Annotated in this window: 25 protein-coding genes and 1 pseudogene; 7 read left to right on the top strand and 19 right to left on the bottom strand. The window is 72.5% G+C overall.

The window, feature by feature from the left end; translation table 11 throughout:
• The first annotated feature begins 20 nt into the window (after positions 1-20).
• The 6 genes from VFQ84_RS03150 (at position 21) to yedA (ending at position 6094) form a co-directional block, all read left to right on the top strand.
• Positions 21-299, top strand: coding sequence for a DUF493 family protein (locus VFQ84_RS03150; RefSeq protein ID WP_325129137.1), 279 nt, complete (start codon positions 21-23; stop codon positions 297-299).
• Positions 296-994: a lipoyl(octanoyl) transferase LipB gene (gene lipB, locus VFQ84_RS03145; RefSeq protein ID WP_325129165.1), complete on the top strand. Its 699-nt coding sequence runs from the start codon at positions 296-298 to the stop codon at positions 992-994. Before VFQ84_RS03150 ends, lipB begins: the two co-directional genes overlap by 4 nt.
• 12 nt (positions 995-1006) lie before the next feature.
• Complete coding sequence (gene lipA, locus VFQ84_RS03140) at positions 1007-2014, top strand: lipoyl synthase (protein ID WP_325129136.1); 1008 nt, start codon at positions 1007-1009, stop codon at positions 2012-2014.
• Positions 2015-2122: 108 nt separating this feature from the next.
• Positions 2123-4297, top strand: coding sequence for a carboxy terminal-processing peptidase (locus VFQ84_RS03135; RefSeq protein ID WP_325129134.1), 2175 nt, complete (start codon positions 2123-2125; stop codon positions 4295-4297).
• A gap of 55 nt (positions 4298-4352) precedes the next feature.
• On the top strand, positions 4353-5213 hold the full coding sequence (locus VFQ84_RS03130) for a methylated-DNA--[protein]-cysteine S-methyltransferase (protein WP_325129132.1): 861 nt from the start codon (positions 4353-4355) through the stop codon (positions 5211-5213).
• Positions 5210-6094 carry a drug/metabolite exporter YedA gene (gene yedA, locus VFQ84_RS03125; protein ID WP_325129130.1) on the top strand — a complete coding sequence of 295 codons (885 nt, stop codon included), beginning with the start codon at positions 5210-5212 and terminating at the stop codon, positions 6092-6094. Before VFQ84_RS03130 ends, yedA begins: the two co-directional genes overlap by 4 nt.
• Positions 6095-6224: 130 nt before the next feature.
• On the opposite strand, the gene VFQ84_RS03120 is transcribed toward yedA, so the two are convergent.
• The 19 genes and pseudogenes from VFQ84_RS03120 to VFQ84_RS03030 form a co-directional block, all read right to left on the bottom strand.
• A complete protein-coding gene (locus tag VFQ84_RS03120) occupies positions 6225-8372 on the bottom strand; it encodes a xanthine dehydrogenase family protein molybdopterin-binding subunit (RefSeq protein WP_325129128.1) in 2148 nt (715 codons plus the stop codon).
• A gap of 46 nt (positions 8373-8418) precedes the next feature.
• Positions 8419-8874, bottom strand: coding sequence for a (2Fe-2S)-binding protein (locus VFQ84_RS03115; RefSeq protein ID WP_325129127.1), 456 nt, complete (start codon positions 8872-8874; stop codon positions 8419-8421).
• A 33-nt stretch (positions 8875-8907) separates the two neighbouring features.
• Entirely contained in the window at positions 8908-9522 is a 615-nt protein-coding gene (locus VFQ84_RS03110; protein ID WP_325129125.1) for a nucleotidyltransferase family protein, read from the bottom strand.
• Positions 9519-10469, bottom strand: a complete 951-nt coding sequence (locus VFQ84_RS03105; protein ID WP_325129123.1) for an XdhC family protein — start codon at positions 10467-10469, stop codon at positions 9519-9521. Before VFQ84_RS03105 ends, VFQ84_RS03110 begins: the two co-directional genes overlap by 4 nt.
• Positions 10466-10930, bottom strand: a complete 465-nt coding sequence (gene sufU / locus VFQ84_RS03100) for a Fe-S cluster assembly sulfur transfer protein SufU (protein WP_325129122.1) — start codon at positions 10928-10930, stop codon at positions 10466-10468. The genes VFQ84_RS03105 and sufU overlap by 4 nt, the downstream gene beginning before the upstream one ends.
• Before the next feature lie 45 nt (positions 10931-10975).
• On the bottom strand, positions 10976-12064 hold the full coding sequence (locus tag VFQ84_RS03095) for an alpha/beta fold hydrolase (RefSeq protein ID WP_325129120.1): 1089 nt from the start codon (positions 12062-12064) through the stop codon (positions 10976-10978).
• Positions 12065-12196: 132 nt separating this feature from the next.
• Positions 12197-13087: pseudogene (rarD, locus tag VFQ84_RS03090) on the bottom strand (EamA family transporter RarD); the annotation flags it as partial.
• A 111-nt stretch (positions 13088-13198) separates the two neighbouring features.
• Positions 13199-14062: a hypothetical protein gene (locus VFQ84_RS03085; RefSeq protein ID WP_325129118.1), complete on the bottom strand. Its 864-nt coding sequence runs from the start codon at positions 14060-14062 to the stop codon at positions 13199-13201.
• A 31-nt stretch (positions 14063-14093) separates the two neighbouring features.
• Positions 14094-15275 (bottom strand): ABC transporter permease, encoded by a 1182-nt coding sequence (locus VFQ84_RS03080; RefSeq protein WP_325129117.1) that lies wholly within the window; start codon positions 15273-15275, stop codon positions 14094-14096.
• A 10-nt stretch (positions 15276-15285) separates the two neighbouring features.
• Entirely contained in the window at positions 15286-16446 is a 1161-nt protein-coding gene (locus VFQ84_RS03075; RefSeq protein ID WP_325129115.1) for an ABC transporter permease, read from the bottom strand.
• Between the two features lie 10 nt (positions 16447-16456).
• On the bottom strand, positions 16457-17149 hold the full coding sequence (locus VFQ84_RS03070) for an ABC transporter ATP-binding protein (RefSeq protein ID WP_325129113.1): 693 nt from the start codon (positions 17147-17149) through the stop codon (positions 16457-16459).
• A 50-nt stretch (positions 17150-17199) separates the two neighbouring features.
• Positions 17200-18432, bottom strand: a complete 1233-nt coding sequence (locus tag VFQ84_RS03065; RefSeq protein WP_325129110.1) for an efflux RND transporter periplasmic adaptor subunit — start codon at positions 18430-18432, stop codon at positions 17200-17202.
• A 128-nt stretch (positions 18433-18560) separates the two neighbouring features.
• Positions 18561-19952, bottom strand: a complete 1392-nt coding sequence (locus VFQ84_RS03060; RefSeq protein WP_325129108.1) for a M17 family metallopeptidase — start codon at positions 19950-19952, stop codon at positions 18561-18563.
• A complete protein-coding gene (locus VFQ84_RS03055) occupies positions 19949-20680 on the bottom strand; it encodes an HAD family hydrolase (RefSeq protein ID WP_325129106.1) in 732 nt (243 codons plus the stop codon). The genes VFQ84_RS03060 and VFQ84_RS03055 overlap by 4 nt, the downstream gene beginning before the upstream one ends.
• A gap of 53 nt (positions 20681-20733) precedes the next feature.
• Positions 20734-21879: an AI-2E family transporter gene (locus VFQ84_RS03050; RefSeq protein ID WP_325129104.1), complete on the bottom strand. Its 1146-nt coding sequence runs from the start codon at positions 21877-21879 to the stop codon at positions 20734-20736.
• The gene (locus VFQ84_RS03045) at positions 21863-22267 is read right to left on the bottom strand and encodes a hypothetical protein (RefSeq protein ID WP_325129102.1); all 405 of its coding nucleotides are present in this window, start codon (positions 22265-22267) and stop codon (positions 21863-21865) included. Before VFQ84_RS03045 ends, VFQ84_RS03050 begins: the two co-directional genes overlap by 17 nt.
• Positions 22264-22722: a hypothetical protein gene (locus tag VFQ84_RS03040; protein WP_325129100.1), complete on the bottom strand. Its 459-nt coding sequence runs from the start codon at positions 22720-22722 to the stop codon at positions 22264-22266. Before VFQ84_RS03040 ends, VFQ84_RS03045 begins: the two co-directional genes overlap by 4 nt.
• Positions 22723-22730: 8 nt before the next feature.
• On the bottom strand, positions 22731-23030 hold the full coding sequence (locus tag VFQ84_RS03035) for a hypothetical protein (protein WP_325129098.1): 300 nt from the start codon (positions 23028-23030) through the stop codon (positions 22731-22733).
• A gap of 63 nt (positions 23031-23093) precedes the next feature.
• Positions 23094-24551: a Do family serine endopeptidase gene (locus tag VFQ84_RS03030; RefSeq protein WP_325129096.1), complete on the bottom strand. Its 1458-nt coding sequence runs from the start codon at positions 24549-24551 to the stop codon at positions 23094-23096.
• Positions 24552-25043: 492 nt separating this feature from the next.
• On the opposite strand from VFQ84_RS03030, the gene VFQ84_RS03025 reads away from it, so the two are divergent.
• Positions 25044-25576, top strand: a 533-nt coding sequence (locus VFQ84_RS03025) for a ribonucleotide reductase N-terminal alpha domain-containing protein (RefSeq protein WP_325129094.1), incomplete at its 3' end; no start/stop codon positions are given.

Raw genomic sequence — 25576 nt, 5'->3', positions numbered from 1 at the left:
CCGCCCCCATAATGAAGGGCATGAGCATCCAGTCCGACAACCCCGAGCACGGCTTCCAGTTCCCGGGCATCTTCGAGATCAGCGCCATGGGGTCGGCCGAGGCCGACCTGCACCTGGTCGTGCCGATGGTGCTCGAAGCGCTGGGCCTGACGATCTACCGCGACCGCCTGCGCGTGAAGCCCTCGTCCAAGGGCGCCTACGTGTCGGTGACCCTGGTGTTCGAGGCCCACTCGCGCGAGGACTACGACGCCGCCCACGGCGCCCTGCGCGAGCACCCGGCGGTGAAGTGGACGCTGTGACCGCCGCCTGCGCGGTCGCGGGCGAGGCCGTGCCGGTCACGCGCGAATGGACCATCCGCACGCTCGGCCGCCAGCCCTACGAGCCGGTCTGGCGCGCCATGCAGCGCTTCACCGACGCCCGCGGCCCCGACACGCCCGACGAACTCTGGCTGGTCGAACACGACCCCGTGTTCACCCTCGGCCAGGCCGGCAAGCCCGAGCACGTGCTGGCCCCCGGTGACATCCCGGTGCTGCAGGTGGACCGCGGCGGCCAGGTCACCTACCACGGCCCCGGCCAGCTGGTGGCCTACCCGCTGGTGGACCTGCGCCGCCTGGGCATCGGCGTGCGCGAGCTGGTCTGCCGGATCGAGCAGGCCGTGATCGACGTGCTGGCCGGGTACGGCATCGCCGCCGCCCGCAAGGACGGCGCCCCCGGCATCTATGTCGACGGCGCGAAGGTGATGGCGCTGGGCCTGCGGGTGCGCCGCGGCTGCAGCTTCCACGGCCTGGCCTTCAACGTGGCCATGGACCTCGAGCCGTTCCGGCGCATCAATCCCTGCGGCTACGAGGGGCTGGAAGTGACCTCGGTGCTAGACTTGGGCGGCCCCGGCGACCCCGCCGCGCTGGCCCCCGGACTCGTCCAGGCCCTGTCGCGGACCCTGGGCCTGGTGCCCCGGTCCAGCGCCGACCTGCCCGACCTTTCCCCCTCCGCCTGAGCCGTCCCCGCCATGTCCGACCCCGCCGCCAAGACCATCCCGCTGCAGGTGCTGGGTTCGCCCCTGGTCGAGGGCGCCAAGCAGCTCGGCGGCGACAAGATCGGCCGCAGCCCGGTCAAGTTCGACGAGAACGCGCCCGTGCTGCGCAAGCCCAGCTGGATCCGGGTGCGCATCCCGGCCGGCAACGCGGTCGCCAAGCTCAAGTCCAAGCTGCGCGAGAACCGCCTGGTCACGGTCTGCGAAGAGGCCAGCTGCCCCAACATCCACGAGTGCTTCAGCCACGGCACCGCCACCTTCATGATCCTGGGCGAGGTCTGCACGCGCCGCTGCAGCTTCTGCGACGTCGCCCACGGCCGGCCCAAGCCGCCCGACGCCAGCGAGCCGGCCAACCTGGCCCGCACCGTCGCCGACATGGGCCTGCGCTACGTGGTGATCACCTCGGTCGACCGCGACGACCTGCGCGACGGCGGTGCCCAGCATTTCGTCGACTGCATCCGCGAGGCGCGCGCGCTGTCGCCGGACCTCAGGATCGAGATCCTCACGCCCGACTTCCGCGGCAAGGGCCGCATGGAGCGCGCGCTGGAGATCCTGGCCACGAACCCGCCCGACGTCTTCAACCACAACCTCGAGACCGTGCGCGAGCTCTATGCCAACGTGCGTCCGGGCGCCGACTACGACTGGTCGCTGCAGCTGCTCAAGCGCTTCAAGGCCCAGCATCCGGACGTGCCCACCAAGTCCGGCATCATGTTGGGCCTGGGTGAAGACTACGAACAGGTGCTCGGCGCGCTGCGCGATTTACGCGCCCATGACGTCGACATGGTCACGATCGGGCAGTACCTGCAGCCCACGCCGCACCACCATCCGGTGCTCCGCTACTGGGAGCCGGAACAATTCAAGGCGCTGGAGGTCGAAGGCCTGGCCATGGGCTTCACGCACGTGGCCTCCGGCCCGATGGTGCGCTCGTCCTACCACGCCGACCGAATGGCGGCTGAAGCCGGGTTCGTCGACGGGACCGCCTGATCGCCGGCGGGGGTACCATCGAGCCAACGCCCGCCGATAGCACTATCGGCACAGGTTCCGCCTCCGGGCGGAGCGCATGCTGACCCCCTGACGCACCGGACCCACGCCATGCTCAAGCCCAAGCTGATCGCCCTCTCCGTCGCCCTGCCGCTGGCGCTCGCCGTGGCCGCCGCCACGACGCCCGGTGGCGCGACCCCGGCCACGCCCGCCGCCGCCGGCTTCCAGCCCAGCGCCGAACAGGCCGCGGCGGCCCGCATGGTCTATGGCCTCCTGTCCGACAGCCGCTACGTGTATCGCTCCAAGCCGCTGGACGACGCGATGTCGCGCGAGATCCACCGCCGCTACCTCGAATCGCTCGACAGCCAGAAGCTGTTCTTCACCCAGGCCGACATCACCCGTTTCGAGGCCTACCGCGATCGCCACGACGACGCCATCCGCAGCCAGCAGCTCGGCGCCGCCTACGACATCTTTGCCACCTACGTGAAGCGCGTGGACGAGCGGGTCGCGTACGCGCGCCAGCTGCTCGCCCAGCCCTTCGACTTCACCAAGGACGAGTCCTGGGAATACGACCGCGAGGACGCGGCCTGGGCCGGCAGCCGGGCCGAGCTCGACGACGCCTGGCGCAAGTACGTCAAGAACGACGCGCTGCGCCTGCGCCTGGCAGGCCGCAGCCAGGACGAGATCCGCAAGACCCTCGACAAGCGCTACGCCGGCCTGGCCGAGCGCGTGAACGAACTGCGCAGCGACGACGTGTTCGAGCAGTTCATGAACGCCTACGCGACGTCGATCGATCCGCACACCAGCTACATGTCGCCGCGCAGCGCCGAGAACTTCAACATGCAGATGCGGCTCTCGCTCGAGGGCATCGGCGCGGTGCTGCAGCGGCAGGAAGAATACGTGGTCATCCGCACCATCGTGCCGGGCGGCCCGGCCGGCAACGGCGGCGAGCTCAAGGTCGGCGACCGCGTGCTGGCCGTCGGCCAGGGCGCCGCGGGCCCGATGCAGGACGTGGTGGGCTGGCGCATCGACGACGTGGTCGCGCTGATCCGCGGCAAGAAGGGCACCCAGGTGCGCCTGGACGTGCTGCCGGCCGAGGCCGGCCTCGACGCCAAGCCCAAGCTGGTCAGCATCGTGCGCGACAAGGTCAAGCTCGAGGAGCAGGCCGCGCAGAAGCGCGTCATCGAGGTCGGCGACCGCCGCATCGGCGTGGTCGAGCTGCCCACCTTCTACCTTGATTTCGAAGCCAAGCGCCGCGGCGAAGCGGACGCCCGCTCGGCCACCGCCGACGTCGCCCGCCTGCTGCGCGAACTGCGCACCGAAGGCGTCGACGGCGTCGTGATCGACCTGCGCGACAACGGCGGCGGTTCGCTGGTGGAGGCGGTGGAGCTCACCGGCCTGTTCATCGACACCGGCCCGGTGGTGCAGGTGAAGGAGACCGGCGGCCGCATCTCGGTTTCCGCGGACGACCAGGGCGGCGTGGCCTGGGACGGCCCGCTGGCGGTGCTGGTGAACCGCAGTTCGGCCTCGGCCTCCGAGATCTTCGCGGCCGCGATCCAGGACTACGGCCGCGGCCTGATCATCGGCGAGCAGACCTTCGGCAAGGGCACCGTGCAGAGCCTGATGGACTTCGACCGGTTCCCGCGCAAGGACGACGCCAAGTTCGGCCAGGTGAAGCTGACGGTGGCGCAGTTCTTCCGCGTCGACGGCGGCACCACCCAGCACGCCGGCGTGATGCCCGACCTGCAGTTCCCGGTCACCCTCGACGCCACCGAATTCGGTGAGTCGAGCTATGACAACGCGCTGCCCGCCACCCGGATCCCGCAGGCGCCGCACGCCAACGTCGGCAATTTCGCGGCCCTGGTGCCGCAGCTGGAGGCGCAGCACCTCGCCCGCATCGCCACCGACCCCGAGTTCACCTGGTGGTCGGAGGACGTGGCCAAGTTCCGCGCCGACCGCGACCGCACGTCGATCTCGCTCAACGAGGCCGAGCGCCGCGCCGAGCGCGACCGCCTCGAGGCCGAGCGCCAGGCGCGCGCCGCCGAGCGCAAGGCCCTGGGCCTGGACCAGGACGTGCTGGCCCGTGCCGACGATGGCCTGAGCGCCAGCGAGCGCAGCGTCACCCAGCAGGCGGCCGAGGAAGCGCTGGCCAAGACCCGTCCCGATCCGCTGCTGCGCGAGTCGGCGGCGATCCTGGCCGACGCGCTCGACCTGCTGTCGGCCGACCGCGGCCTGACCGCCCAGGTGCTGCCGGTGACCCGCCGGGCCACGGTCTGGGCCGAATGATCCGTTCCGCAAGATCCGGATAGCCGGCCCCCCGGGCGCCGGCTAGCCTGAGCGCATGGAAACCCGCGCCATTCCCCACGCCGACGCCCGCCTCGAACGCGCCCGCCAGCTCCTGGACACCCAGGCGCTGGGCTTGGACGCGCTCGGCGCCGCCGTCGGCCTCAGCCCCGGCCATCTGCAGCGCCGGTTCCGCGAACAGTTCGGCCTCAGCCCGGCCGAGTACCTGGCCCAGCGTCGCCTGGCCACGCTCAAGCGCGGCCTGCGCCAGGGGCAGGCGGTGACGCATGCGCTCTATGACGCCGGCTATGGCTCGCCGAGCCGCGTGTACGAAGACGGCGCCGCGCGCCTGGGCATGCCGCCGCAGGCGTACCGGAAGGGCGGCGAAGGCTTGGATATCCGCTGGTCGCTGGTGCACACCGCGCTGGGCCAGGCCCTGGTCGGGGCCACCGCGCGCGGCATCTGCGCCGTGGCGCTGGGCGACGATGCCGCGGCGCTCGAGCGCGACCTGCGCGCCGAGTTCCCGCGCGCGACCCTGCAGCGCGTCGACAGCGGCCGCGACGAGTTCCTGGCACCGCGCCTGCAGGCCGTCGCCGATGCGCTCGCGCAGCGCCGCGGCACGGTGCCGGTGGAGCTGATCGGCACTGCCTTCCAGCAGCGCGTGTGGCAGGCGCTGATGAAGATTCCCCCGGGTGAAACGCGCAGCTATGCCGAGCTCGCCACCAGCCTGGACGCGCCCACCGCGGCGCGCGCCGTGGCCCGCGCCTGCGCCTCGAACCGGGTCGCCGTGCTGGTGCCCTGCCATCGCGTCATCCGGGGCGACGGCAGCCTCGGCGGTTACCGCTGGGGATTGCCCCGCAAGCAGGCCCTGCTCGAGGCCGAATCCACGCGCCGCACCCCGGCAAAGCAACGCGCATGAAACAAGACGCCCCCGCACCCCCGACCGCCCTGGCGGTCGCGCTCGCGCTTACGTCGGTCTACCTGGTCTGGGGATCGACCTACCTCGCCATCCGCGTCGGCCTGGAAGGCTATCCGCCGTTCCTGATGGGCAGCGTGCGCTTCATCGCCGCGAGCCTGGTCTTCTACGCCTTCCTGCGCTGGCGCGGCCATGCGCCGCCGACGCGTGCGCAGTGGCGCAACGCCGCGATCATGGGCCTGTTCATGATGCTGATGGGCAACGGCCTGGTGAACGTGGCCGAGCAGACGGTGTCGTCCGGACTGGCGGCGGTGGCGGTGGCGTCGATGCCGCTGTGGGCCGGGCTGTTCGGCGTGCTGCGCGGCCAGCATCCCAGTCGCGGCGAATGGCTCGGCCTGGTCATCGGATTCGCCGGTGTGGTGTGGCTCAATTTCGACGGCGAGATGCAGGCCAGCCTGGTCGGCATGGTGGCGCTGCTGCTGGCGCCGATCGCCTGGGCGTTTGGTTCTGTGTGGAGCCGCGGCCGCGACCTGCCGGCGCCGTTCATGAGCACGGCCGCGCAGATGCTCTGCGGCGGCGTGGCGATGGGGGCGGTGGGCCTGCTGATGGGCGAGCGCCTCACCGAGGTGCCGCCGCTCAAGGCCACGCTGGCGGTCGGCTACCTCGCGGCCTTCGGCTCCATCGTCGGCTTCAGCGCCTACGTCTGGCTGCTCCACCACGTGCGGCCGGCCCTGGCCACCAGCTACGCCTACGTGAACCCGCCGATCGCGGTGCTGCTGGGCGCCCTGCTGCTGGGCGAACGCGTCGGCGCCGACGCCATCGGCGCCATGGCCGTGATCCTCGCGGGCGTCGTCATCATCACCCGCGCCAAGGCGCGTGCCTGAGAGCGGCTCTTTGCCACGGATGAACACGGATGAACACAGATAAAAGCAGGTAAGGCAAAGGGTGGATTGAGCAACACCGATTCGCTTTTGCCCTATCCGTGTTTATCCGTGTTCATCCGTGGCTAAAAAATCAGCTCCCCACCCGGAGCGGCAGTTCGCGGAGGCGCTGGCCGGTGAGGGCGAAGACGGCGTTGGCGACCGCCGGGGCGATCGGCGGGGTGCCGGGTTCGCCGACGCCGCCGGGGCGTTCGGTGCTGGCGACGAGGTGGGTTTCCACCACCGGCACCGCATCCATCCGCAGCGGGCGGTAGTCGTGGAAGTTCGACTCCTGCACGCGGCCGTCCTTGAGGCGGATGCGGCCGTACAGCGCCGCGCTCAGGCCGAAGACGATGCCCGATTCCATCTGCGCCGCGATCATCAGCGGGTTCACCGCCACGCCGCAGTCGACCGCGCAGACGACGCGATGCACGCGCACCGCGCCGCGCTCGACCGAGACCTCGGCGACCTGGGCCACGAAGCTGCCGAAGGATTCATGCACGGCGAGGCCGCGGGCGCGGCCCTCGGGCAGCTTCGATCCCCAGCCGGCCTTCTCGGCCGCGAGGTTGAGCACGCCGAGGTGGCGCGGGTGGTCCTTGAGCAGGCGGCGGCGGTAGGCCAGCGGGTCTTCGCCGGCGGCGGCGGCCAGTTCGTCGACCAGGCTTTCCATCGCGAAGGCGTTCTGGCTGTGGCCGACCGAGCGCCACCACAGCACGGGAATGCCCGTCTTGGGCGAGTGCAGTTCGACGCGGTGCGCGGGCGTGGCCTTGACGTAGGGCGAGTCGGACACGCCCTCGACCGAGGAGCTGTCGACGCCGTCCTTGATCATGCCTTCGAACGGCGTGCCGGCCATGATCGACTGGCCCACCAGCACGTGGTGCCAGGCCTTGGGCAGCCCGTCCGCGCCCAGCGCCACCTTCGCGCGCTCGAGGAACATCGGGCGGTAGTAGCCGCCGCGGGTGTCGTCCTCGCGGGTCCAGACGGTCTTGACCGGCATCCCCGCCGCCTTCGCGACGTGCACGGCCTCGGAAACGAAGTCGCTGGTCGGCACCGCGCGCCGGCCGAAGGCGCCGCCCAGGAAGGTGGTGTTGATCTTCACCTGCTCGGTCTTGATCCCGAGGATGCCCGCCGCCGCGCCCTGGTCGCCGGTCTGGAACTGCGTGCCGGTCCAGATTTCGCAGCCGTTGGCGTCGATGCGCACGGTGCAGTTCAGCGGCTCCATCGCGGCATGCGCGAGATAGGGCACGAAGTACTCGGCTTCGACCACCTTGTCGGCGGCGGCCAGCGCTTCCGCGGCGTCGCCGGCCTGGGCCGCGACCGCGCCCGGCGTGCCGGCCAGTTCGCCGAACTGCTTGCGAAGCGCGTCGCTGTCGAGCCCGGCGTTCGGGCCGAGGTCCCAGTCGACCTGCAGCGCATCGCGGCCCTGCTTGGCGGCCCAGAAGTGATCGGCCACCACGGCCACGCCGGACGGCACCTGCACCACCTTGCGCACCCCGGCCACGGCCAGCGCCGCGTCGGCGTTGAATGATTTCACGCTGGCGCCGAACACCGGCGCGCGCGCCACGACCGCGGTCTTGAGGCCTTCGAACTGCACGTCCATGCCGAACACGGCCTTGCCGGTGATCTTCTCCGGCGTGTCGAGGCGGCGGGTGTCCTTGCCGATGCGCTTCCAGTCGGCGGGCGCCTTGAGCGCGACCTCGCCCGGCGGCGGCAGCGCGCTGGCGGCTTCGGCCAGCTCGCCGTAGCTGGCGCTGCGGCTGCCGGCGATGACGCGGCCGTTCTCGGTGCGGCAGTCGGCCACCGCCACGCCGAAGCGCGCGGCCGCGGCCTGCACCAGCAGCGTGCGCGCCGTGGCGCCGGCCTGGCGGTAGCGGTCGAACTCCGACCAGGTGGTTGTGGAGCCGCCGGTCATCTGCGCGCCGAAGGCGGTGTGGGCGTAGGCGGGCGCGGCCGGCGCGTGCTGGACCGAGACCTTCGACCAGTCGGCGTCGAGTTCCTCGTTGATCAGCATCGGCAGCGTGGTCCAGATGCCCTGGCCCATTTCCGAATGCGCCAGCAGCACGGTGACGCGATCGTCGGTGCCGATGCGCAGGAAAGCGTTGGGCGCCAGTTCGGTCGCGCCGGGCGCCTGTGCGAAGGCCAGCCGGCGTCCGCCGGGCACCACGAAGGCGACGACGAGGCCGCCGCCGACGAGGGCGCTGGCCTTGAGGAAGTTGCGGCGGGACAAGGTGTCGTTGTTCACGGGACTCTCCGTCGAACGGGCGCGCCCGGCGGGCGGCGCCGGGGGATCAGGCGTCGCCGAGCTCGGCGGCGCGATGGATGGCGGCGCGGATGCGCGGGTAGGTGCCGCAGCGGCAGACGATGCCGGTCATGGCGTCGTCGATCTCGGCGTCGCTGGGGTTGTTCACCACCTTCAGCAGCGCCGCCGCGGCCATGATCTGGCCCGACTGGCAGTAGCCGCACTGCACCACGTCCAGCTCGGCCCAGGCGCGCTGCACCGGGTGGCTGCCGTCCGGGGACAGGCCTTCGATGGTGGTGACCGGCCGGCCCGCGACCGCCGACACCGGCAGCACGCACGAGCGCATCGGCTGGCCATCGAGGTGCACGGTGCAGGCGCCGCACTGGGCCATGCCGCAGCCGTACTTGGTGCCGGTGAGCCCGATCAGGTCGCGCAGGACCCAGAGCAGGGGGGTGTCGGGCGTGGCGTCGACGTCGTGTTCGACGCCGTTGACGGTGAGCTTCATGGTGGACCTCGCGGCGGCTGGGCTCCGGTGAGCCTACTCCTCGCCCTGGTTCGCACCAAGTGAAGTGCCGGTGACGGCGCGGGCCTGTTCCGGGGTGTCGAGGTCCTGCGCCAGCGCGGGGGCGTCGATGGCCTGCACGTCGGCGGCCCGGGCCCGCAGCAGGTCGCGGGCGCCCTGGTCGTGGCCGCCCGCCGCCAGGCGCGCGAACCAGGCCCGCGGCAGCAGCGCCGGCACGCCGAGCACGCCGGCATAGGCGCTGGCGGCGGCGCGCGCCGGATCGCCTTGCCAGGCGTCGCGCAGGGCCTGCAGGTGCGCGGCATCGAGCGCGGGCTGGTCGCACAGCAGCACCAGCGCGCCGTCGATGTCGCCCGACAGCGCACGCAGCCCGGTCGCCAGCGAATCGCCCAGTCCCGCGGCCCAGGTGTCGCAGTCGATCCGGCGGACCGGCAGGTCGGCCAGTTCGCGCCACACCGCGTCGGCGTGGGCGCCGCAAACGACGACGGCCTCGGCCGGCGCCGTGGCCAGCCCGAGGCGCGCCGCGCGGCGCACCAGCGATTCGCCCGCCAGGCGAAGCAGTTGCTTGGGTTCGCCCAGGCGACGCGAGCCGCCGGCGGCGAGCAGCAGCAGGGCGTGGCGCGGCCGGCTCACGGCGGCGCGTGGAAGTGCCGCTGCAGGTCGGCGGCGATGGCCAGCGCGATGGCTTCGGGGCCTTCGCCGCCCAGGAACAGGCCGACCGGCGCGCGCAGCCGCGGCTGCAGGCGCTGGCGCGCGGCGATGTCGAGTTCGGCCAGCAGTTCGTCGCGGCGTCCCGGCGGGCCGAGCAGGCCGACGTAGGGCGCGGCGGTGTCGGCCAGCGCGCGCAGGGCCTCGAGGTCGGCGCTGGCCAGGTGCGTCATCACCAGCACCGCATCGGCGGGCCGGGGCAGGGCGGCGAGCGCGGCGGCGGGTCGCAGCGACAGGCGGGGCACGCTGGCCGGCAGCCGCGGATCGGCCAGCAGGCCCTCGCGATGATCGGCGACCTGCAGGTGCCAGCCAAGGGCGTGGCCCAGCGCCAGCAGCGGCGCCGCCTCGGGGCCGGCGCCCAACACCAGCACCCGCGGCACCGGCGCGATGCGCACGCTCACTTCGCCGGTCGTGGCCGGGGCGTCGGCATAGACCACACGCCAGCCGGGCGGCTCGGCGTCCACGGCCACGGCGACGGCCAGCCTGCGGCCGGCTTCATCCGCCGCCAGCACGGCGTCCAGCAGGCCGTCGCCGGCGCCGGGCAGCGGCCAGGCCAGCACGCGCATGCGCCCGCGGCAGCCCGAGCCGGAGCCGAACAGCAGGTCGTCGTCGCCGCGGGTGTCGAACACGGTGCAGGCGGCGCGGCCGTCGGCGATCACCTGCTGGCAAAGCTGCACCAGCGCCGGTTCAAGGCAGCCACCGGAAATCGTGCCGGTGCGGCCGCCGTCGCTGGCGACCACGGCGAGCGCGCCGGCCTTGCGGTAGGTCGAGCCCTCGGTGTCGGTCACCAGCGCCAGCGCGAACGCCTGCCCCGCGGCGCGCAGCGCGCGGGCGGCTTCGAGCACGCCGCGCAGTCCGCCGGGCGGATTCATGCCGGGGCTCCGTCGTCGCCGCCGGCCAGGGCCTGCTGCAGGCACTCCCAGGGCAGCAGCACGCAGCGATGGCGGGCCGGATGCGCGGCCACGCCGGCCAGTGCGGCCAGGTCGCCCAGGGCGACCACGTGGTCGCTGGTTTCGTCCTGGCCTTCGGCCAGGGCGGCGCGCAATGCCTGAAGGCGGGCCGCCACGCCGGCGGCGTCGCGGCCGGGCACGTCGCAGGCCATCAGCGACACCGAGGCCAGGCAGAGCAGGCAGCCTTCGCTCTGGTGCCGGAGCGCGGCGATGCGGCCGTCGGCGTCCAGCCGAAGCCGCAGCGTGAGCCGGTCGCCGCACAGCGCGTTGTGCACCGACGCGCGGTGGCTGGCCTCGTCCAGCGTGCCGGCGTGGCGCGGCGCGCGGCCGTGGTCGAGCACGCGGTCGCGATAGAGCGCGGAGAAAGTGGGGGTGTCAGCCATGCCCTGCGATTAGCGCATGCGGGCCCGGGCGCGGCAAGGCGAGGCTCAGTCCAGGGGGTCGGGCGGCAGCGCCAGCGGCGGGCAGTCGGCGGCATCCTTGCGCGCCACGCGGGCCAGCCAGTCGCGCAGCGGTGCGCGCAGCCAGTCGATGCGCGCGGGCAGCGAGTAGTGGTTCTCGTCGGGCAGTTCGGCGTAGTGCAGGCGGTCGTGGCCGGTGCGCGCCAGGGCGCGCGCCGAGGCCACCGGCACCAGCCGGTCGCGGGCGCCGTGCAGCAGCAGCACGCAGGCCTGGGTCGCGGCCAGCGGCGTCGCGGTGTCCAGCGCATCCAGGTCCAGGCCCAGGCTGGCGCCGGCACGGGCGATGGCGGCGTCGAGTTCGGCCGGCGGCAGCGTGCGGCGCAGCCACCAGCCCACGGCGCGCGCCGACCAGCCGCCGTCGCCCGCCTTCAGGCGCTGCACGTAGCCGCGCACCGAGTCGCCGGCGTTGGCGAAGGGCTCCATCGCCACCACCCCGGCGATGCCTGCCGGATCCGCCGCCGCGGCGTGCAGCGCGGTGACGGCGCCGTAGGAGGTGCCAAACAGGATGACCGGCTCGGCCAGGCGATGCTGTGCGCGCAGGTGCGCCAGCAGCGCGTTGACGTCGGCGGCCTCGCGCGTGCCGAAGCCGGCCGGGCCGTCGCCGGAGAAGCCGTGGTTGCGCAGGTCCAGCAGCACGGTGCGATAGCCGTCTTCCGCCAGCGCCAGGCCCCACAAGCCTTGGGTGCTGGCATCCATGGTCAGGCCGTGCAGCATCAGCACGGTGCCGCGCACGGGCGGCGCCCGCCGGGGCGCGTCGGCGCGGAAGGCGAAGCGCATGCCCAACTCGTCGGGGCTGCGCCGGTAGCGGTAATCGAGGCGGTAGTCGCGCGGTTCGATCACCGCGAAGGCGAGGGTGGGTTCACCGCTCCGCGCCAGCGTTTCCAGCGGGCTGCCGACCTGGTCCAGGAAGGCCAGGTACTTCGCGCCGCCGAAGGGCGTGTCGCCGCGTTCGGGCCGGGCGATGCGCTCGGCCAGGTCACGGCCGGCCGCGGGCGCTGCGGCGATCGCCAGCGCAAGCGTGAGCCAGGCGGTGCGGCGGAGCAGGGGGTTCGACATCGGCCGAGCCTGTGGCCCGGCGCGTGAAGGCCGCGGCTAGCCGCGCGGCGGCACGTCCTCGGCCGGCGGCATCGCGCCGTCGCAGGTCGGCACCTGTTCGGCGGCGTGCTCGCGGGCGGCGTGCAGCGGCTGTCGGCGCGCGCGGCGCCAGCCGTCGGCGGCGTAGATGCCCAGCGCCACCCAGATGCAGGCGAAGCCGATGGCCTGGGTGCCGCTGAAGCTTTCGCCCAGCAGCAGCACGCCGCTGAGCAGCTGCAGGGTCGGCGCGATGTACTGCAGGATGCCGACCAGCGAGTAGGGAATGCGACGCGCACCGTAGGCGAAGCCGATCAGCGGCAGCGCGGTCAGCGCGCCGCCGATCACCAGCAGCGCGTCGCTGAACAGGTTGCCGTCGCCGAAGGCGCCCACGCCCTGCACGCCGGCCCAGGCCAGCCAGGCCAGCGCCGGCAGCAGCAGGAACAGGCTTTCGATCGCCAGGCCCGGCACCGCGTCCACGTTCGCCAGTTTCCGGATCAGGCCGTAGAACGCGAAGCTGAAAGCCAGCGCCAGCGCGATCCAGGGCGGATCGCCGTGCAGGAAGGCGAGCCACAGCACGCCCACCGTCGCGATCGCCACCGCGGTCCACTGCGCGCGGTTGAGCCGCTCGCCGAGCACCAGCACGCCGATCAGCACGTTCACCAGCGGGTTGATGAAGTAGCCCAGGCTGGCCTCGATCACCCGGCCGTTGGTGACGGCCCAGATGTAGATGCCCCAGTTGAAGCTGATCAGCAGGCTGCTGCCCAGCAGCATCCAGCCCACCTTCGGCCGCGACAGCGCGGCGCGCAGCCAGCCCCAGCCCTCGCGGACCACCAGGAAGCCGACCACGAACAGGGCGCACCAGACGATGCGGTGGGCGATGATCTGCAGCGCCGGCACGTGCTTGAGCAGGTACCAGTACAGCGGGAACACGCCCCACAGCACGTAGGACGCGATGGCGGCGGCGAGGCCCTTGCGATCGATGGCGGGAGCGGCGGCTGGGGTCACGGCGGGTCCGGGAAGGAGGGCGCGGGGTGCCCGCGGCGAGCGGCGATTATCCGCTTCCCCGGGGTAGCGTGGCTGCAACGGTGCAGTGCCGGAATGGCACCGGCCGCCCGCTCAGGGCGGGCCGGCCGCCGCGGAGGCCCGGGCCAGGCGGCGCACTTCGATCTCGGTCATGCCGGCGCGCCAGCCGGGCAGCACCGGCGGCTCGACCTTCTGGCGAAGGCTGCTGGCGATCCGCACCACGCGCGCCGGGCGTTCGTCCAGCGGGGCCAGCGGGATGCGGAGCTCGCCGAAGGCGGCGCCGGTGGCGAAGGGCTGCTCCTGCGCCAGGCGGACGGCCACGGACCCCCGCTGTACGTAGCGGTCCGGCCGGGCCACGCCCAGCACCATCAGCGGCACCCGCTGGGTATGGCGATGGATGACGACTTCCTCGTGCAACAGCGCGATGCCATGCACCTCGTGCCAGGGCACGCGGCCGAACCAGGCGTGGTCCAGCCCGCCCGCGTCCATGCCCAGCATCGGGGTGTCGTCCGGCTCGCTGCCGATCACCACCCACCCGCAGTAGATCGTGAGCAACAGCATCAGCACTCCGCCGGCGCGCTGGTAGCGGAGGTCGAGGTCGGGCTCGAACAGCAGCAGCAGGCTGAAGCCGAGCATCACGACCAGCACCATCGCCTGCAGCATCGGATTGCTGCTGGCCTGGAACCGGCGCCCGGGCTTGCGGGCATGTGCCTTCAGCGCGGCATCCCGCTCCCGGCCGAGCCGGCGCAGCCGCTGCCAGCCCCAGGCCACGACCAGCAGCCCGCCGGCGAGCTTGAGCGTGGGCCGCCAGGGCATCGTCCCGGGCGCGAACGCCAGCGCATGCTGCAGCTGCTGCGCGCCCTGCCAGGCCACCGTCAGGGCGGCCAGCATCAGGATCATCAGCGCGACTCTCTGCAGGACGGGCAAGGCGTGCGGCTCCGGGGGACGACGCGGCATTCTCGCCACGTCGTCGTCGGGCCGGCAAGGCTTACTGCGTGCGCAGCGCCGTGGTCACCTGCATCCGCGCCGCCCGCACCGCCGGCAACAGGCCACCGATGAAGCCGATCACCATCGCGATGGCCAGGCCCGAGAGCACCAGCGGCAGCGACACCTGGAAGGCAAACACGATCTGGGTGAAGCTGGCCCCGAGCGTGGACACCGACAGGTTGTCGAACATCGCCCAGGCGATGAAGGCGCCGGCAACGCCGCCGACGAAGGCCAGCACCACCGCTTCGACCATCACCGAGACCAGCACCGGCATCGCGCCGAAGCCGATCGCGCGCAGCGTGGCGATCTCGCGGGTGCGGGTGGCCACCGCCGCGTACATGGTGTTGAGCGCCGCGAAGATGGCGCCCAGCGCCATGATGAAGGTGACCACGCCGGCCAGCACGGAAATGGTGGCGCGGAACTGCCCGGTCTGCGCGCTGTAGTAGGCCTGCTCCTGCAGCACCTCCACGGTCAGCCGCGGGTCGGCGGCCAGCGCGGCCTTCAGCGTTTCCAGCGACTCGGGCGACTCCAGGCCCACGCGCACCGCGCTGAAGCCGTTGCCGCGGTTGAAGCTCGACTGCGCGGTGCCGGCATCGGCCCACATCTCGCTGTCGTTGGCGTCGCCGGCCTCGAAGATGCCGACCACGGTCCAGTCCGAACCGCGCATGCGCAGGGTCTGGCCGACGCCGGCGCCGTCGAACAGCCTCGCCACGCCGGCGCCGACGATGATCTCGCGCAGGCCCGGCTCGAAGCGCCGGCCCTCGATGATCCTCAGCTGCGGCCGTAGCTCGAACGAGGCCGGTTCGACGCCGCGCAGGGTGACGTTGGCGCCGTTGATGGTCTCGCCCTTCTTCATCAGCTCGGTGATCACGATCAGCTCGCCCGCGGCCAGCGGCTTGCCGTCGCTGCCCTTGCGGATGCCGGGGCCGAGCTTGATGACGTCGGCGCTGTCGCCGCCGAAGCCCGAGTTGAGCTCGGCGCCGGAGCCGCCGCGCAGGACGATGGCGTTGTCGGTGCGGCCGGCGTCCTGCAGCGTGGCCTGGAAGCCCTGGGCCATCGCCAGCAGGGCGGTGAACACCGCCACCACGCCGGCCAGGCCGATGATGATGACCAGCGACGGGCCCCAGCGCTGCGGGATCGAGCGCAGGTTCAGGCCGGTGATGGCGAAGATCTGTCGGAACATGGGTTTCTCCTCAGCGCCCGGCCAGGGCATCGACGATCTTCAGGCGGCGCGCGCGCAATGCGGGCAGCAGGCCCACCACCAGGCTGAGCACGACGATGGCGACGACGCCGCTGAGCCAGACGCGGCCATCGACGGCCACCGGCATCATCGGCCCGGCCAGCTTGGAGATGACGGCGCCCAGCAGCGTCGCCAGCGACAGGCCCACCAGGCCGCCGAGGGTGCACATCGCCACCGTTTCGGCCAGCACGAAGCCCAGCACGCTGTTGTCGCTGAAGCCCAGGGTCTTGAGCACCGCGAACTGCGGCACCCGCTCGCGCACGCTCTGCGCCATGGTGTTTCCCACCACCAGCAGCAGGGTGAAGAACACCGCGAACAGGATCCAGCGGACGATCAGGCCGATGTCGCCGAGCTGCTTGAGGAAGCCGACCTGGAAGTCCTTCTCGGTCTGGGTCTTGGTCTCGTCGGCGGAGTTCTCGTAGCGCTGGTCCACCGTCATCGCCACCGACTCGGCCATGTCCGGGTCCTCGAGCCGGAGCACGAAGATGCCGGCGTTGCCGCCGCCGAACTGCGTGGCCTCGGCGAAGTAGGCGTGGTTGATGTACATGCCGCCCGCCGTCTGCTGCTGCCACTGGGCGTCCTTGCCGTCATAGATGCCGACGAGGTCGAAGGTCCAGTCCTTGCTCCCGTTCTTCTGCGGGAAGATGTTCGACTGCAGCGGGATCTTGTCGCCGACCTTCCAGCCGTACTGCTCGGCCAGCAGGCGGCCGGCGATCATGCCGGTGCGGGTGTCGCGGAAGGCGTTCCAGTGCTCCTCCGGCATCACCCACTCCGGATAGACGTCGTGCAGGCGCTCGGGATCGACCGCGAAGGCGAAGATCTGCGGGTTCTCGCGGAAGACCGCGCCGAACCACTGCTGGTACATCACCCGCTGCACGCCGGGGATGGCGTCCATCTCGGGCACCATGCGCATCGGCAGTGACTGGGTGAACGAGACCCGCGACTGCGTCACCAGCCGGGTGGCGCCGATGAAGTCGGGGCTGGCGCTGAAGACCAGGTTCAGCGACTGCAGCAGCCCGAACAGCACGAAGGCCATCACCACCGACAGCAGGGTGAGCCAGGTGCGGGTCTTCTTGTGGAAGAGGTTGGCGAGGATGAAGCCGGTCTTGGTCATGGCGGCGGCCTCAGTGCGCCGGCGCGGCGTCGACCAGCTGGCCCTTGTCCAGGTGCACCGTGCGGCTGGCGTACTCGGCGGCCTTCGGGTCGTGCGTCACCATGATGATGGTCTTGCCGTGCTCGCGGTTGAGCACCTGCAGCAGGCCCAGGATCTCGTCGGCGGTCTTGCGGTCCAGGTCGCCCGTGGGCTCGTCGCAGACCAGCAAGGTGGGGTCGGTGACCAGTGCCCGGGCGATGGCGACGCGCTGTTCCTGGCCGCCGGACAGTTCGCTGGGCTTGTGGCCGGCACGGTCGGCCAGGCCGACCAGGGTCAGGGCGACGGTGGCGCGCTTGGCCCGTTCGGCGCTGCCCATCTTCGACAGAAGCAGCGGCAGCTCGACGTTCTTCTGCGCGCTGAGCACCGGCAGCAGGTTGTAGAACTGGAACACGAAGCCGACGTGCTCGGCGCGCCAGCGCGCCAGGTCGCCGCCGCTGTACTGGTCGATGCGCTTGCCGTCGACCGCGACGCTGCCCTGGCTGGGCGTGTCCAGGCCGCCGATCAGGTTGAGCAGGGTGGTCTTGCCCGAGCCCGACGGCCCCATCAGCGCGACGAAGTCGCCGCGCGGGATGTCCAGGTCGATGCCGTGCAGCACTTCCACCGACTGCTTGCCGCGGACGTAATGCTTGGTGAGCTGCCGAATCTGAACCAGCGAATCACTCATGACCAACCTCTCGAATATGTAGGAGGGGCGTCAGCCCCGAAGCCATCCGCTCAGGAACCCACCGCCACCTTCGCCCCGTCCACCACTTCCGCCGCCGGCGCCAGCACCACCTGCTCACCCACCGCCAGCCCGCGCGTGATGCGGCGGCGACCGTCGCGGACCTCGCCGGCCTCGACGTTGCGCATCCCGGCGCGGCCGTCCTTCACCACGAAGGCGACGCTGCGGCCGTCGCGCTGGACCACGGCCTCGGCCGGCACGCTGACGCCGACCACGGCGGGCGCGTCGGCATCGGCGGCCGCGCGATCCTCCAGGAAGGACACCCGCACGCCCATGTCGGGCACCACGCGGTCGTCGCGCTCGAGCAGGGCGATGCGCACCTTCACCGTGGCCTTGCTGCGGTCGGCGGTGGGCACGATGGCGATGACTTCGGCGGGGATGCGCCAGTCCGGATAGGCGTTGAGCACGGCCTCGACCTTCTGCTTCGGCTTGACGCGGCCGATGAAGGCCTCGTTGACGTCGACCTGGATCTCCAGCGACTCCATGTCCACCACCGTGCCGATGCCGGTGCGGGTGAAGCCGCCGCTGCCGGAGATCGGCGAGATGATCTCGCCCGGCTGGGCCGCCTTGACGGTGACCACGCCGGCGAAGGGCGCGCGCACCACGGTGTTGTCGACGCCGATGTCGGCCAGCGCCAGCGCCTGGGTGGCGACGCGGACGTTGTCGCGCGCGCTCTGCAGCTGGGCGGCGAGGGCATCGCGCTCGGCCTGGGCCTGGTCCAGCGCGGCATCGGCGACCAGCCGGCGCGCGGCCAGGTCGCGGCTGCGCACGAGGGTCTGCTCGGCCAGCTTGAGCTGGGCCTCGGCCCGGCCGACGTCGCTGCGCGCCGCGGCCAGCTGGGCCGCCGACAGGGCGCGCTGGGCGTCGGCGTCGGTGGGCTCCAGCCGCGCCAGCACCTCGCCCTCGGCGACCTTCTGGCCTTCCTCGATGTAGACCGCCAGCACTTTGCCCGAGATCTTGGACGAGACGGTGGCGATGCGGCGCGCGGTGACGTAACCGGAGGCATCGAGCACCGAGCTGGCGCCGGCGGCGGCCCCGGTCTCGGCCTGCGCCGCGGCGACGGCCACGGCGATCGGTTTCTCGCGCAGCAGGCCGAAGGCGACGACGCTGCCGAGCAGGGCGGCCGCGACGGCGATCACCGCGCCGGCCTTGCGCGGGCCCTTGCGCGGCGGCGGCGCGGCGCTGCGATCGATACGAAGCTGGTTGAGCAGGTCGGGGGAGGTCATCGCGTCACGGGGGATCCTGGGAGGGGGCCAGTTTACGCAGTCGCCCCGTGAGGCCAAGGTGCCGGAATGCACCTTTTGCCGGCAGTGCCGTCGATCACGCGGTCGGCCTGACGAATGTCAGCCCGGGCTCAGCCGCCGAAGCGCTGCTTCAGCAGGCCCCACGCCGCCCGCAGCCCCTGCGCCTCGCCGCCGGCGGGCTTGCCGGGGCGCTCGCTGTCGTTCCAGGAGTAGACGTCGACGTGGGTCCAGGGCTGGCCTTCGGGCACGAAGCGCTCGAGGTAGACCGCGGCGGTGATGCAGCCGGCCATGCGCGAGGCGCCGGAGTTGGCCAGGTCGGCGATGCCCGACTTCAGGTAGCTCAGGTAGGGGCGCCACAACGGCATGCGCCACAGCGGGTCGCGTGCCTGCTGGCCGGCGGCCAGGTAGTCGTGGGCCAGGGCATCGTCGTTGGCGAACAGCGCCGGCAGGTCCGGGCCGAGCGCGATGCGGGCGGCGCCGGTGAGGGTGGCGAAGTCCATCAGCAGCGCCGGCTTCGATTCCGCGGCGTAGGCCAGCGCGTCGCACAGCACCAGCCGGCCCTCGGCGTCGGTGTTGTCGACCTCGACGCTCAGGCCCAGGCGGGTGGCCAGCACTTCGCCGGGCCGGAATGCGTTCGGGCCGATCGCGTTCTCGACCGCCGGCACCAGCAGCTGCAGGCGCACCGGCAGCTTCATCGCCATCACCAGCCGGGCCAGGCCCAGCGCGTGCGCGGCGCCGCCCATGTCCTTCTTCATGTTGCGCATGCCGTCGGCGCCCTTGATGTCCAGGCCGCCGGTGTCGAAGCACACGCCCTTGCCGACGATGGCCAGGCGGGGGTGGGCGTCGTCGCCCCAGTTGAGCTCGACCAGGCGCGGCGCACGGTGGCTGGCGCGGCCGACGGCGTGGATGGCCGGGAAGTTCCTGGCCAGCAGGTCGTCGCCGGCGACCACGTCCAGGCGGGCGCCGAAGGCCTGCGCCAGCGCGCCGGCGGCGGCTTCGATCTCGGCCGGGCCCATGTGTTCGGTCGGGGTGTTGATCAGGTCGCGCACCAGGGTGCTGGCCTCGAGCATCGCCAGCGCGTCGGCATTCGCGGCCGGCGTGTCGTCGAGCGCGAGCCGCGCCGGCTCGCGCGCCGGCTTGAGGTAGCGGCTGAAGCGGTAGGCGCCCAGGCCCCAGCCCAGCGCGGCCTGGCCCGGCGGCAGCGACGCCGGCGAGTCGGGGCACAGGCGGTAGGTGCCGGCCGGCAGCAGGTTCGGCAGGTGCGCCAGGGCCAGCGGATCGGCGGCGTCGGCCAGCACCACCAGCACGTAGTCGCGGCGGCCGTCGGCGCCGGGGACGGCCAGCGGCGCCACCGACCCGGCGCCGGCGCCGTGCGCGTCCAGCCAGGCCTGGACCGCCGCCGGCTGCGCGTCGCGCCAGGCGGCGAAGCCGGCGCGGTCGACCAGGCGCAGCGGCGTGGCGGCGGCGGTGTCGGGGCGGGCGAAGCAGGACGGCAGGGTCATCGGGATTCCGTGGCGGCGAGGGGTTCGGAGGCGTGGACGTGCTGGTCCAGCCAATCGGCCAGTCCGGCGAGGGTGGTGAACTCGAGGTCGGGGCGCGGCAGGTTCGCCGGCCAGCGCTGCTTCTCGCGGTTGATCCAGCAGCTGCGCAGGCCCGCGCGCTGGGCGCCGGCCACGTCCAGCAGCGGGTCGTCGCCGATGTGCAGCACCTCGGCCGGCGCCCGGCCCAGGCGCGCGCAGGTGGCGTGGAAGATCGGTGCGTCGGGCTTGGCGTGGCCGTGCTCGCGGGCGCTGACGAAGACCTGGAAATGCGCGTCGATGCCGATCCGCGCCAGGTCGGCATTGCCGTTGGTGAGCGCGGCGATCGGCAGCCGCGACGACAGCCGCGCCAGCGCCTCGGGCACGTCCGGGTAGAAATCGACCTGGTTGCGGCTGGCGATGAAGGCCTCGTAGGCCGGCTCGAGGTGGTGGCCCGGGTCGCCCGAGGCCTCCAGCGCGTGCAGCAGCGACAGCTTTCGCTGCTCCGAGAAGTCGTGGGCGAACTGCGGGTGCTGGGCGGCGATCTTCTCGCGCAGCTTGCGCATCCGGTGGATCGGGAAGTTGGCGGCGGTGCGCGGCGCGTGCTCGCGCAGGAAGGCGTCGAGGGCGAGTTCGGCGCGCTCGATCGCCGGCCAGATCGGCCAGAGGGTGTCGTCGAGGTCCAGGCTGAGGGCGAGCGGGCGCAGGTTCACCGGCGAAGGATAGCGCGGCCGGTGGTTCCGGGCAGGTGAATCCGCGCCGGGACTCACTCCAGCAGGCGCGACCAGTGGTTCCAGCCGTCGACCCGGCTGGCCACGATCTTCAGGCAGACCAGCATCGGCACCGCCACCAGCAGGCCGATGACCCCCCACAGCCAGCCCCACAGCATCAGCCACAGGATGATCGCCAGCGGGTTGATCTTCATGGTCCGGCCCAGCGCCATCGGCGTCAGCAGCTGGCTTTCGAGGCCGTTGAGCACCAGGTAGCCCGCCGCCGGCAGCAGCGCCCCCGACACGGTGTCGAACTCGGTCAGCCCCACCAGGGCCAGCAGCAGCGCCACCACCGCCGGCCCGACGAAGGGCGTGAGGTTGAGCGCCGCCGCCAGCGCGCCCCACAGCAGCGGGTCCTCGACCCCCAGCCAGGCCAGCCACAGCGCGGTGGCGCCGCCAAGCGCGACCGCGGTGATGCTGATGGTGAGCATGTAGCGCGAGAGTTCGCTCTGGATCTGCTGGACGATGCCGGCGGTCAGCCGCTTCTGGGCGCGGGTGCGGCGCATTTCCAGCAGCTTGCGCAGCAGGTCGTCGCCGTAGACCAGGAAGGTGAAGGTGAGCAGGATCACCGCCAGCGCCGAGCCCAGCACCCGCGGCGTGGCCGACAGCAGGTCGACGCTGGGCGGCCGCACCACCACCCGTTCGCCGGACTGCGCATCGTCCTCGGTGAACTCGTCGAAGCTCGCGCTGGCGCGGCGGGCGGCGTGCAGCGGCTGCACCATGGCCTTGAGCTTGGGCGCGGCCTCGCGCAGCGCGAATGGCACCTTGCTGGCCCAGTCGCCGGCCGGCCCGGCCACGAACACGCCGACCGCGCCCAGGCTGCCCAGCAGCGCACCCACCAGCAGCACCGCCGCCACCCCGCGCGGCAGCCAGCGCAGCGGCGCACGCTTGACCAGCGGGCTGAGCAGCATGGCGAAGAAAGCCGCCAGCACCACCGGCAGGATCAGGCTGGAGGCGAAGTAGCAGGTGTAGAGCAGCACCGCCAGCACCAGCACCCACAGCAGCCGGGCGTTGACCCGCAGCGCCGCCAGCCGCGCCGCGTGGCCGCTGGGTGCCGGCGCGGCGGCCGTGGCACCGGCGTGCACGGCGGCATCGGCCAGGGCGTCGGCGTCGGGCCGGGCGCGCTCAGGCGTCCCGGGCACGGCGTCCGTCGGCGCTGTCGTCCGCGGCGTCGTCGTCCGGCGTTTCGTCTTCGGTCGCTTCGGCATCGGGATCGTCCTGGTCTTCGCCGGCGGCGCTGGCGGCGGCGGTAAGGCCGGCCAGCAGGCCCGGCACCACGGTTTCAAGCAGCATCGAGTACAGGGGGCCGCTGACCAGGCGGCCACCGGCGGCGCCGGCCGCGCCCACGGCCGGGGCGCTGAAGCCGCTGGCCACGCCCAGCGCGAAGCCCGAGACCACGATCCGCACCGGGGTCGCGCCGCGGCGCAGCTCCGCCTTGAGGTGGTCGAGCGAGGCGGCGGCCGCGGCGCGCTGGTCGACGCAGGCCTGCTCGGCGCGGGCGACCGCGGCGATCTTGTCGGCCAGGCTCACGGCGCGGCCTCGCGTGCGGCGGCGTCCGCCGGCGCTTCGGCCCCGGCGGGCGCCTGGCCGAAGCCCAGCTTCAGCTGCCGGCGGGTGCCTTCGAAATCGGCGTGGCGCAGCATGGCTTTCGCGCGCAGCACGCCGAACGCGGCGACGCCGACGCTGATGACCAGCGGGATGGCGATGGCCAGCGGCCAGGGTGCGCCGGCCGCACGCAGCCCGCTGACCAGCAGCGCGGTCAGCAGCAGGTAGGCGGTGCCCAGCAGCACGGTGGCGACCAGCAGCCAGACCAGGGCGGCCACCAGGGCGTCGCGGGCCAGGCCGACTTCGGCGGCGAACAGCCTGCGCAGCGCGTCGAAGCCGCCGACGTAGGCGTCGGCGCTGGCGCGCGCGGCGTCCAGCACTGCCCGGGCGTCTTCGCCCAGCGGACCGGCGGCGTCGGGGGCCCGGCTCGGGTCGTCCATGGCGGGGATTACTTGCGGCGGGTCAGGGCCGCGACCAGGTAGCCGGCGGCGAAGGCCACGCCGAACGAGGCCAGCGGCTTGCTGCGGATCAGGTCCTCGGCCTGGGTCAGCATGCCCTTGCCCTGGTCGAGCAGGCCCTGCAGCTTCTCGTCCAGTTCGGCCTTGGCTTCGCGCGCCGCGGCACCGCCGGCGTCCAGGGCGTCGGCGACGCCGGACTTGAGCGCGTCGCGGGCGTCGCCCAGGCTTTCCTTGGCCGCCGCGAGATGGCCGGGGTCTTCGATCGGGGTGTCGGACTTGGGACGGTTCATGCGTGCGCTCCCGCGTGGATCAGGCCTTCACCTTACACCGTCGCCGTTGCCCCGGCGCCGGGTTCATTCCATCACCAGGTAACCGAAGCGGCGACCGCGGGCGACGCTGAGCACCAGCTCGCGCGGCTCGCTGCCCAGCTCGCTGCGGAAGGCCGCGAGGTCGCCGACGTTGCGGCGGTTGACCTGGCCGATGCGATCGCCGGCGCGCAGGCCGCTGCGGGCGGCGCGGCTGCCCGGCGCGACCTTGCTGGCGACCACGCCCAGCAGGCCCTGCTGGCGGAAGCGCTCGGGCAGTTCGACCAGGGTGGCGCCGGCCAGGCGCGGGTCGATCTCGCCGCCGTCGATCTCCTTGGCCTGGGCCTTGAGCACGGCCTGCACGTTGAGCTGGCGGTCGCCGCGCAGCAGGTCCAGCCGCACCGGCTGGTCCACCGGCAGCAGGCCCTCGAGGTTGCGCAGGGCCTGGGCGCTGTCGACCCGCTGGCCGTTGGCGGCGACGATCACGTCGCCCGGGCGCACGCCGGCGACCTCGGCCGGCGAGCCACGGTAGACGCGCGCCACCAGGGCGCCGCGCTGGGTCTCGGCCAGGTCCATCTGCCGGGCCACGAAGGGCGTGATGTCTTCGCCGTCCAGGCCCAGCGAGCCGCGGCGCACCTCGCCGTAGGCCATCAGCTGGCGCATCACTTCGCGGGCCAGGTTGGCGGGGATGGCGAAGCCCAGGCCGATGTTGCCGGCCGCGCTGCCGCGCGGGTTGAAGCTGGCGGTGTTGATGCCGACCAGTTCGCCCCGCAGGTTGACCAGGGCGCCGCCGGAGTTGCCCGGGTTGATCGAGGCGTCGGTCTGGATGAAGTTCTGGTAGCCCAGGCCCTGCAGGCCGCTGCGGCCGACCGCCGAGACGATGCCGCTGGTGACGGTCTGGCCCAGGCCGAAGGGATTGCCGACCGCGACCACGAAGTCACCGACCTCCAGCGCCGCCGAGTCGGCCAGGTTCAGGGCGGTCAGGTCCTCGGCCGGGATGCGGATCACGGCCACGTCGGTGTCGGGGTCGGCGCCGACCAGCTCGGCCTCGAGGGTGCGGCCGTCGGCCAGGGTCACCGAGACGCCGTCGGCGTTCTCGATCACGTGGTTGTTGGTGAGCACCAGGCCGCGCTCGGCGTCGACGATCACGCCCGAGCCCAGCGACTGCTGCATGCGCTCCTGCGGCATGCCGCTGGGCATGCCGAAGAACTCCGCCAGCGGATTGCGCACCCGGACCACCTGGCGGGTGTAGATGTTGACCACCGCCGGGGTGACGTCCTTGAGCATCGGCGCCAGCGACGGGATCGGGCTGGTGGCCGCGTGGGCCGGCAGCGCGGCCTCGGCGGTGCGCGGCAGGGCCAGCGCGGCGGCGCCTTCCAGGGCGACCTCGGCCCGGGTCGGGGGCGTGGCCGGGGAGGTCGCGACCGGCTCGGCCAGCCAGCGGCTGGCGCCCGCCCCGGCAGCGGCGGCGATCAGGAGGCAGGCGGCGGCGGGCATCAGGCGCATTCGGGTCTCCGGAGGGAAAAAGTCTCGGTGGGGTGATACCAGATGGGAGCCCAACGGGGGCTGGACAAGGGCGGCCGAAAGCGTGATCCGGGTTCTGGTTCCACGGTCGCCGGCCCCTGACGGATCGGGCCGAACGCGGTCCGGGACCGGTTCAGGCCAACTCTCCAAGACCCGTGGAACATCTTGACGCGACAGTGATTTCGACAGGTTTCAGGCAGTTGACACCCCCGCCAGCGAGGGGTAGCTTTGCCTTCCGCTGCCACTACATCTTGTGGTGGTCGGCGGGGGCGGCCCCAAGGCTTGGGGTTAGGGCTTGCACGACGCGACGGCGAGACGGCATGCGGGAATCGGATCGGACAGCACAGCTTCCCAGGGGCCTGGCCCCGCGGGCGGGTGTCGGTTCCGCCGGATTCCCGGCCGGCACGATCCGATAAGAATTCAATACAAAGGCACCCCCGCCCGAGGGGGTGACCCGGGAGGAAGAAGGGACTTATGAGCACGGTTCGCCTGGAGGCGGTCAAGAACAAGCTGGCGCAGGGCATCGAGATGCAGCCGGCGTCCTACGATATCTGGGACAAGAAGTACCGCCTGAAGACCAAGCAGGGCGATCCGGTCGACGCGACCATCGACCACACCTACCAGCGCGTGGCCAAGGCCCTGGCCGACGCCGAGCCCACGGCCGAGAAGCAGAAGTACTGGTACGAGCGCTTCCTCTGGGCCCTGCGCCGCGGCGCCATCCCGGCCGGCCGGATCACCTCGAACGCCGGCGCGCTCGAGCACAAGCCCGCCACCAGCACCATCAACTGCACCGTGTCGGGGATCATCACCGACTCGATGGACGACATCCTGGGCAAGGTCCACGAAGCGGGCCTGACCCTGAAGGCCGGCTGCGGCATCGGCTACGAGTTCTCCACCCTGCGCCCCCGCGGCGCCTACGTGTCCGGCGCCGGTGCCTACACTTCGGGCCCGCTGTCGTTCATGGATATCTACGACAAGATGTGCTTCACCGTCTCGTCGGCCGGCGG

It is taken from the genome of Arenimonas sp. (assembly GCF_035721105.1).
GTDB lineage: Bacteria > Pseudomonadota > Gammaproteobacteria > Xanthomonadales > Xanthomonadaceae > Arenimonas.
This window is presented reverse-complemented; position numbering and strand designations above follow the sequence as displayed.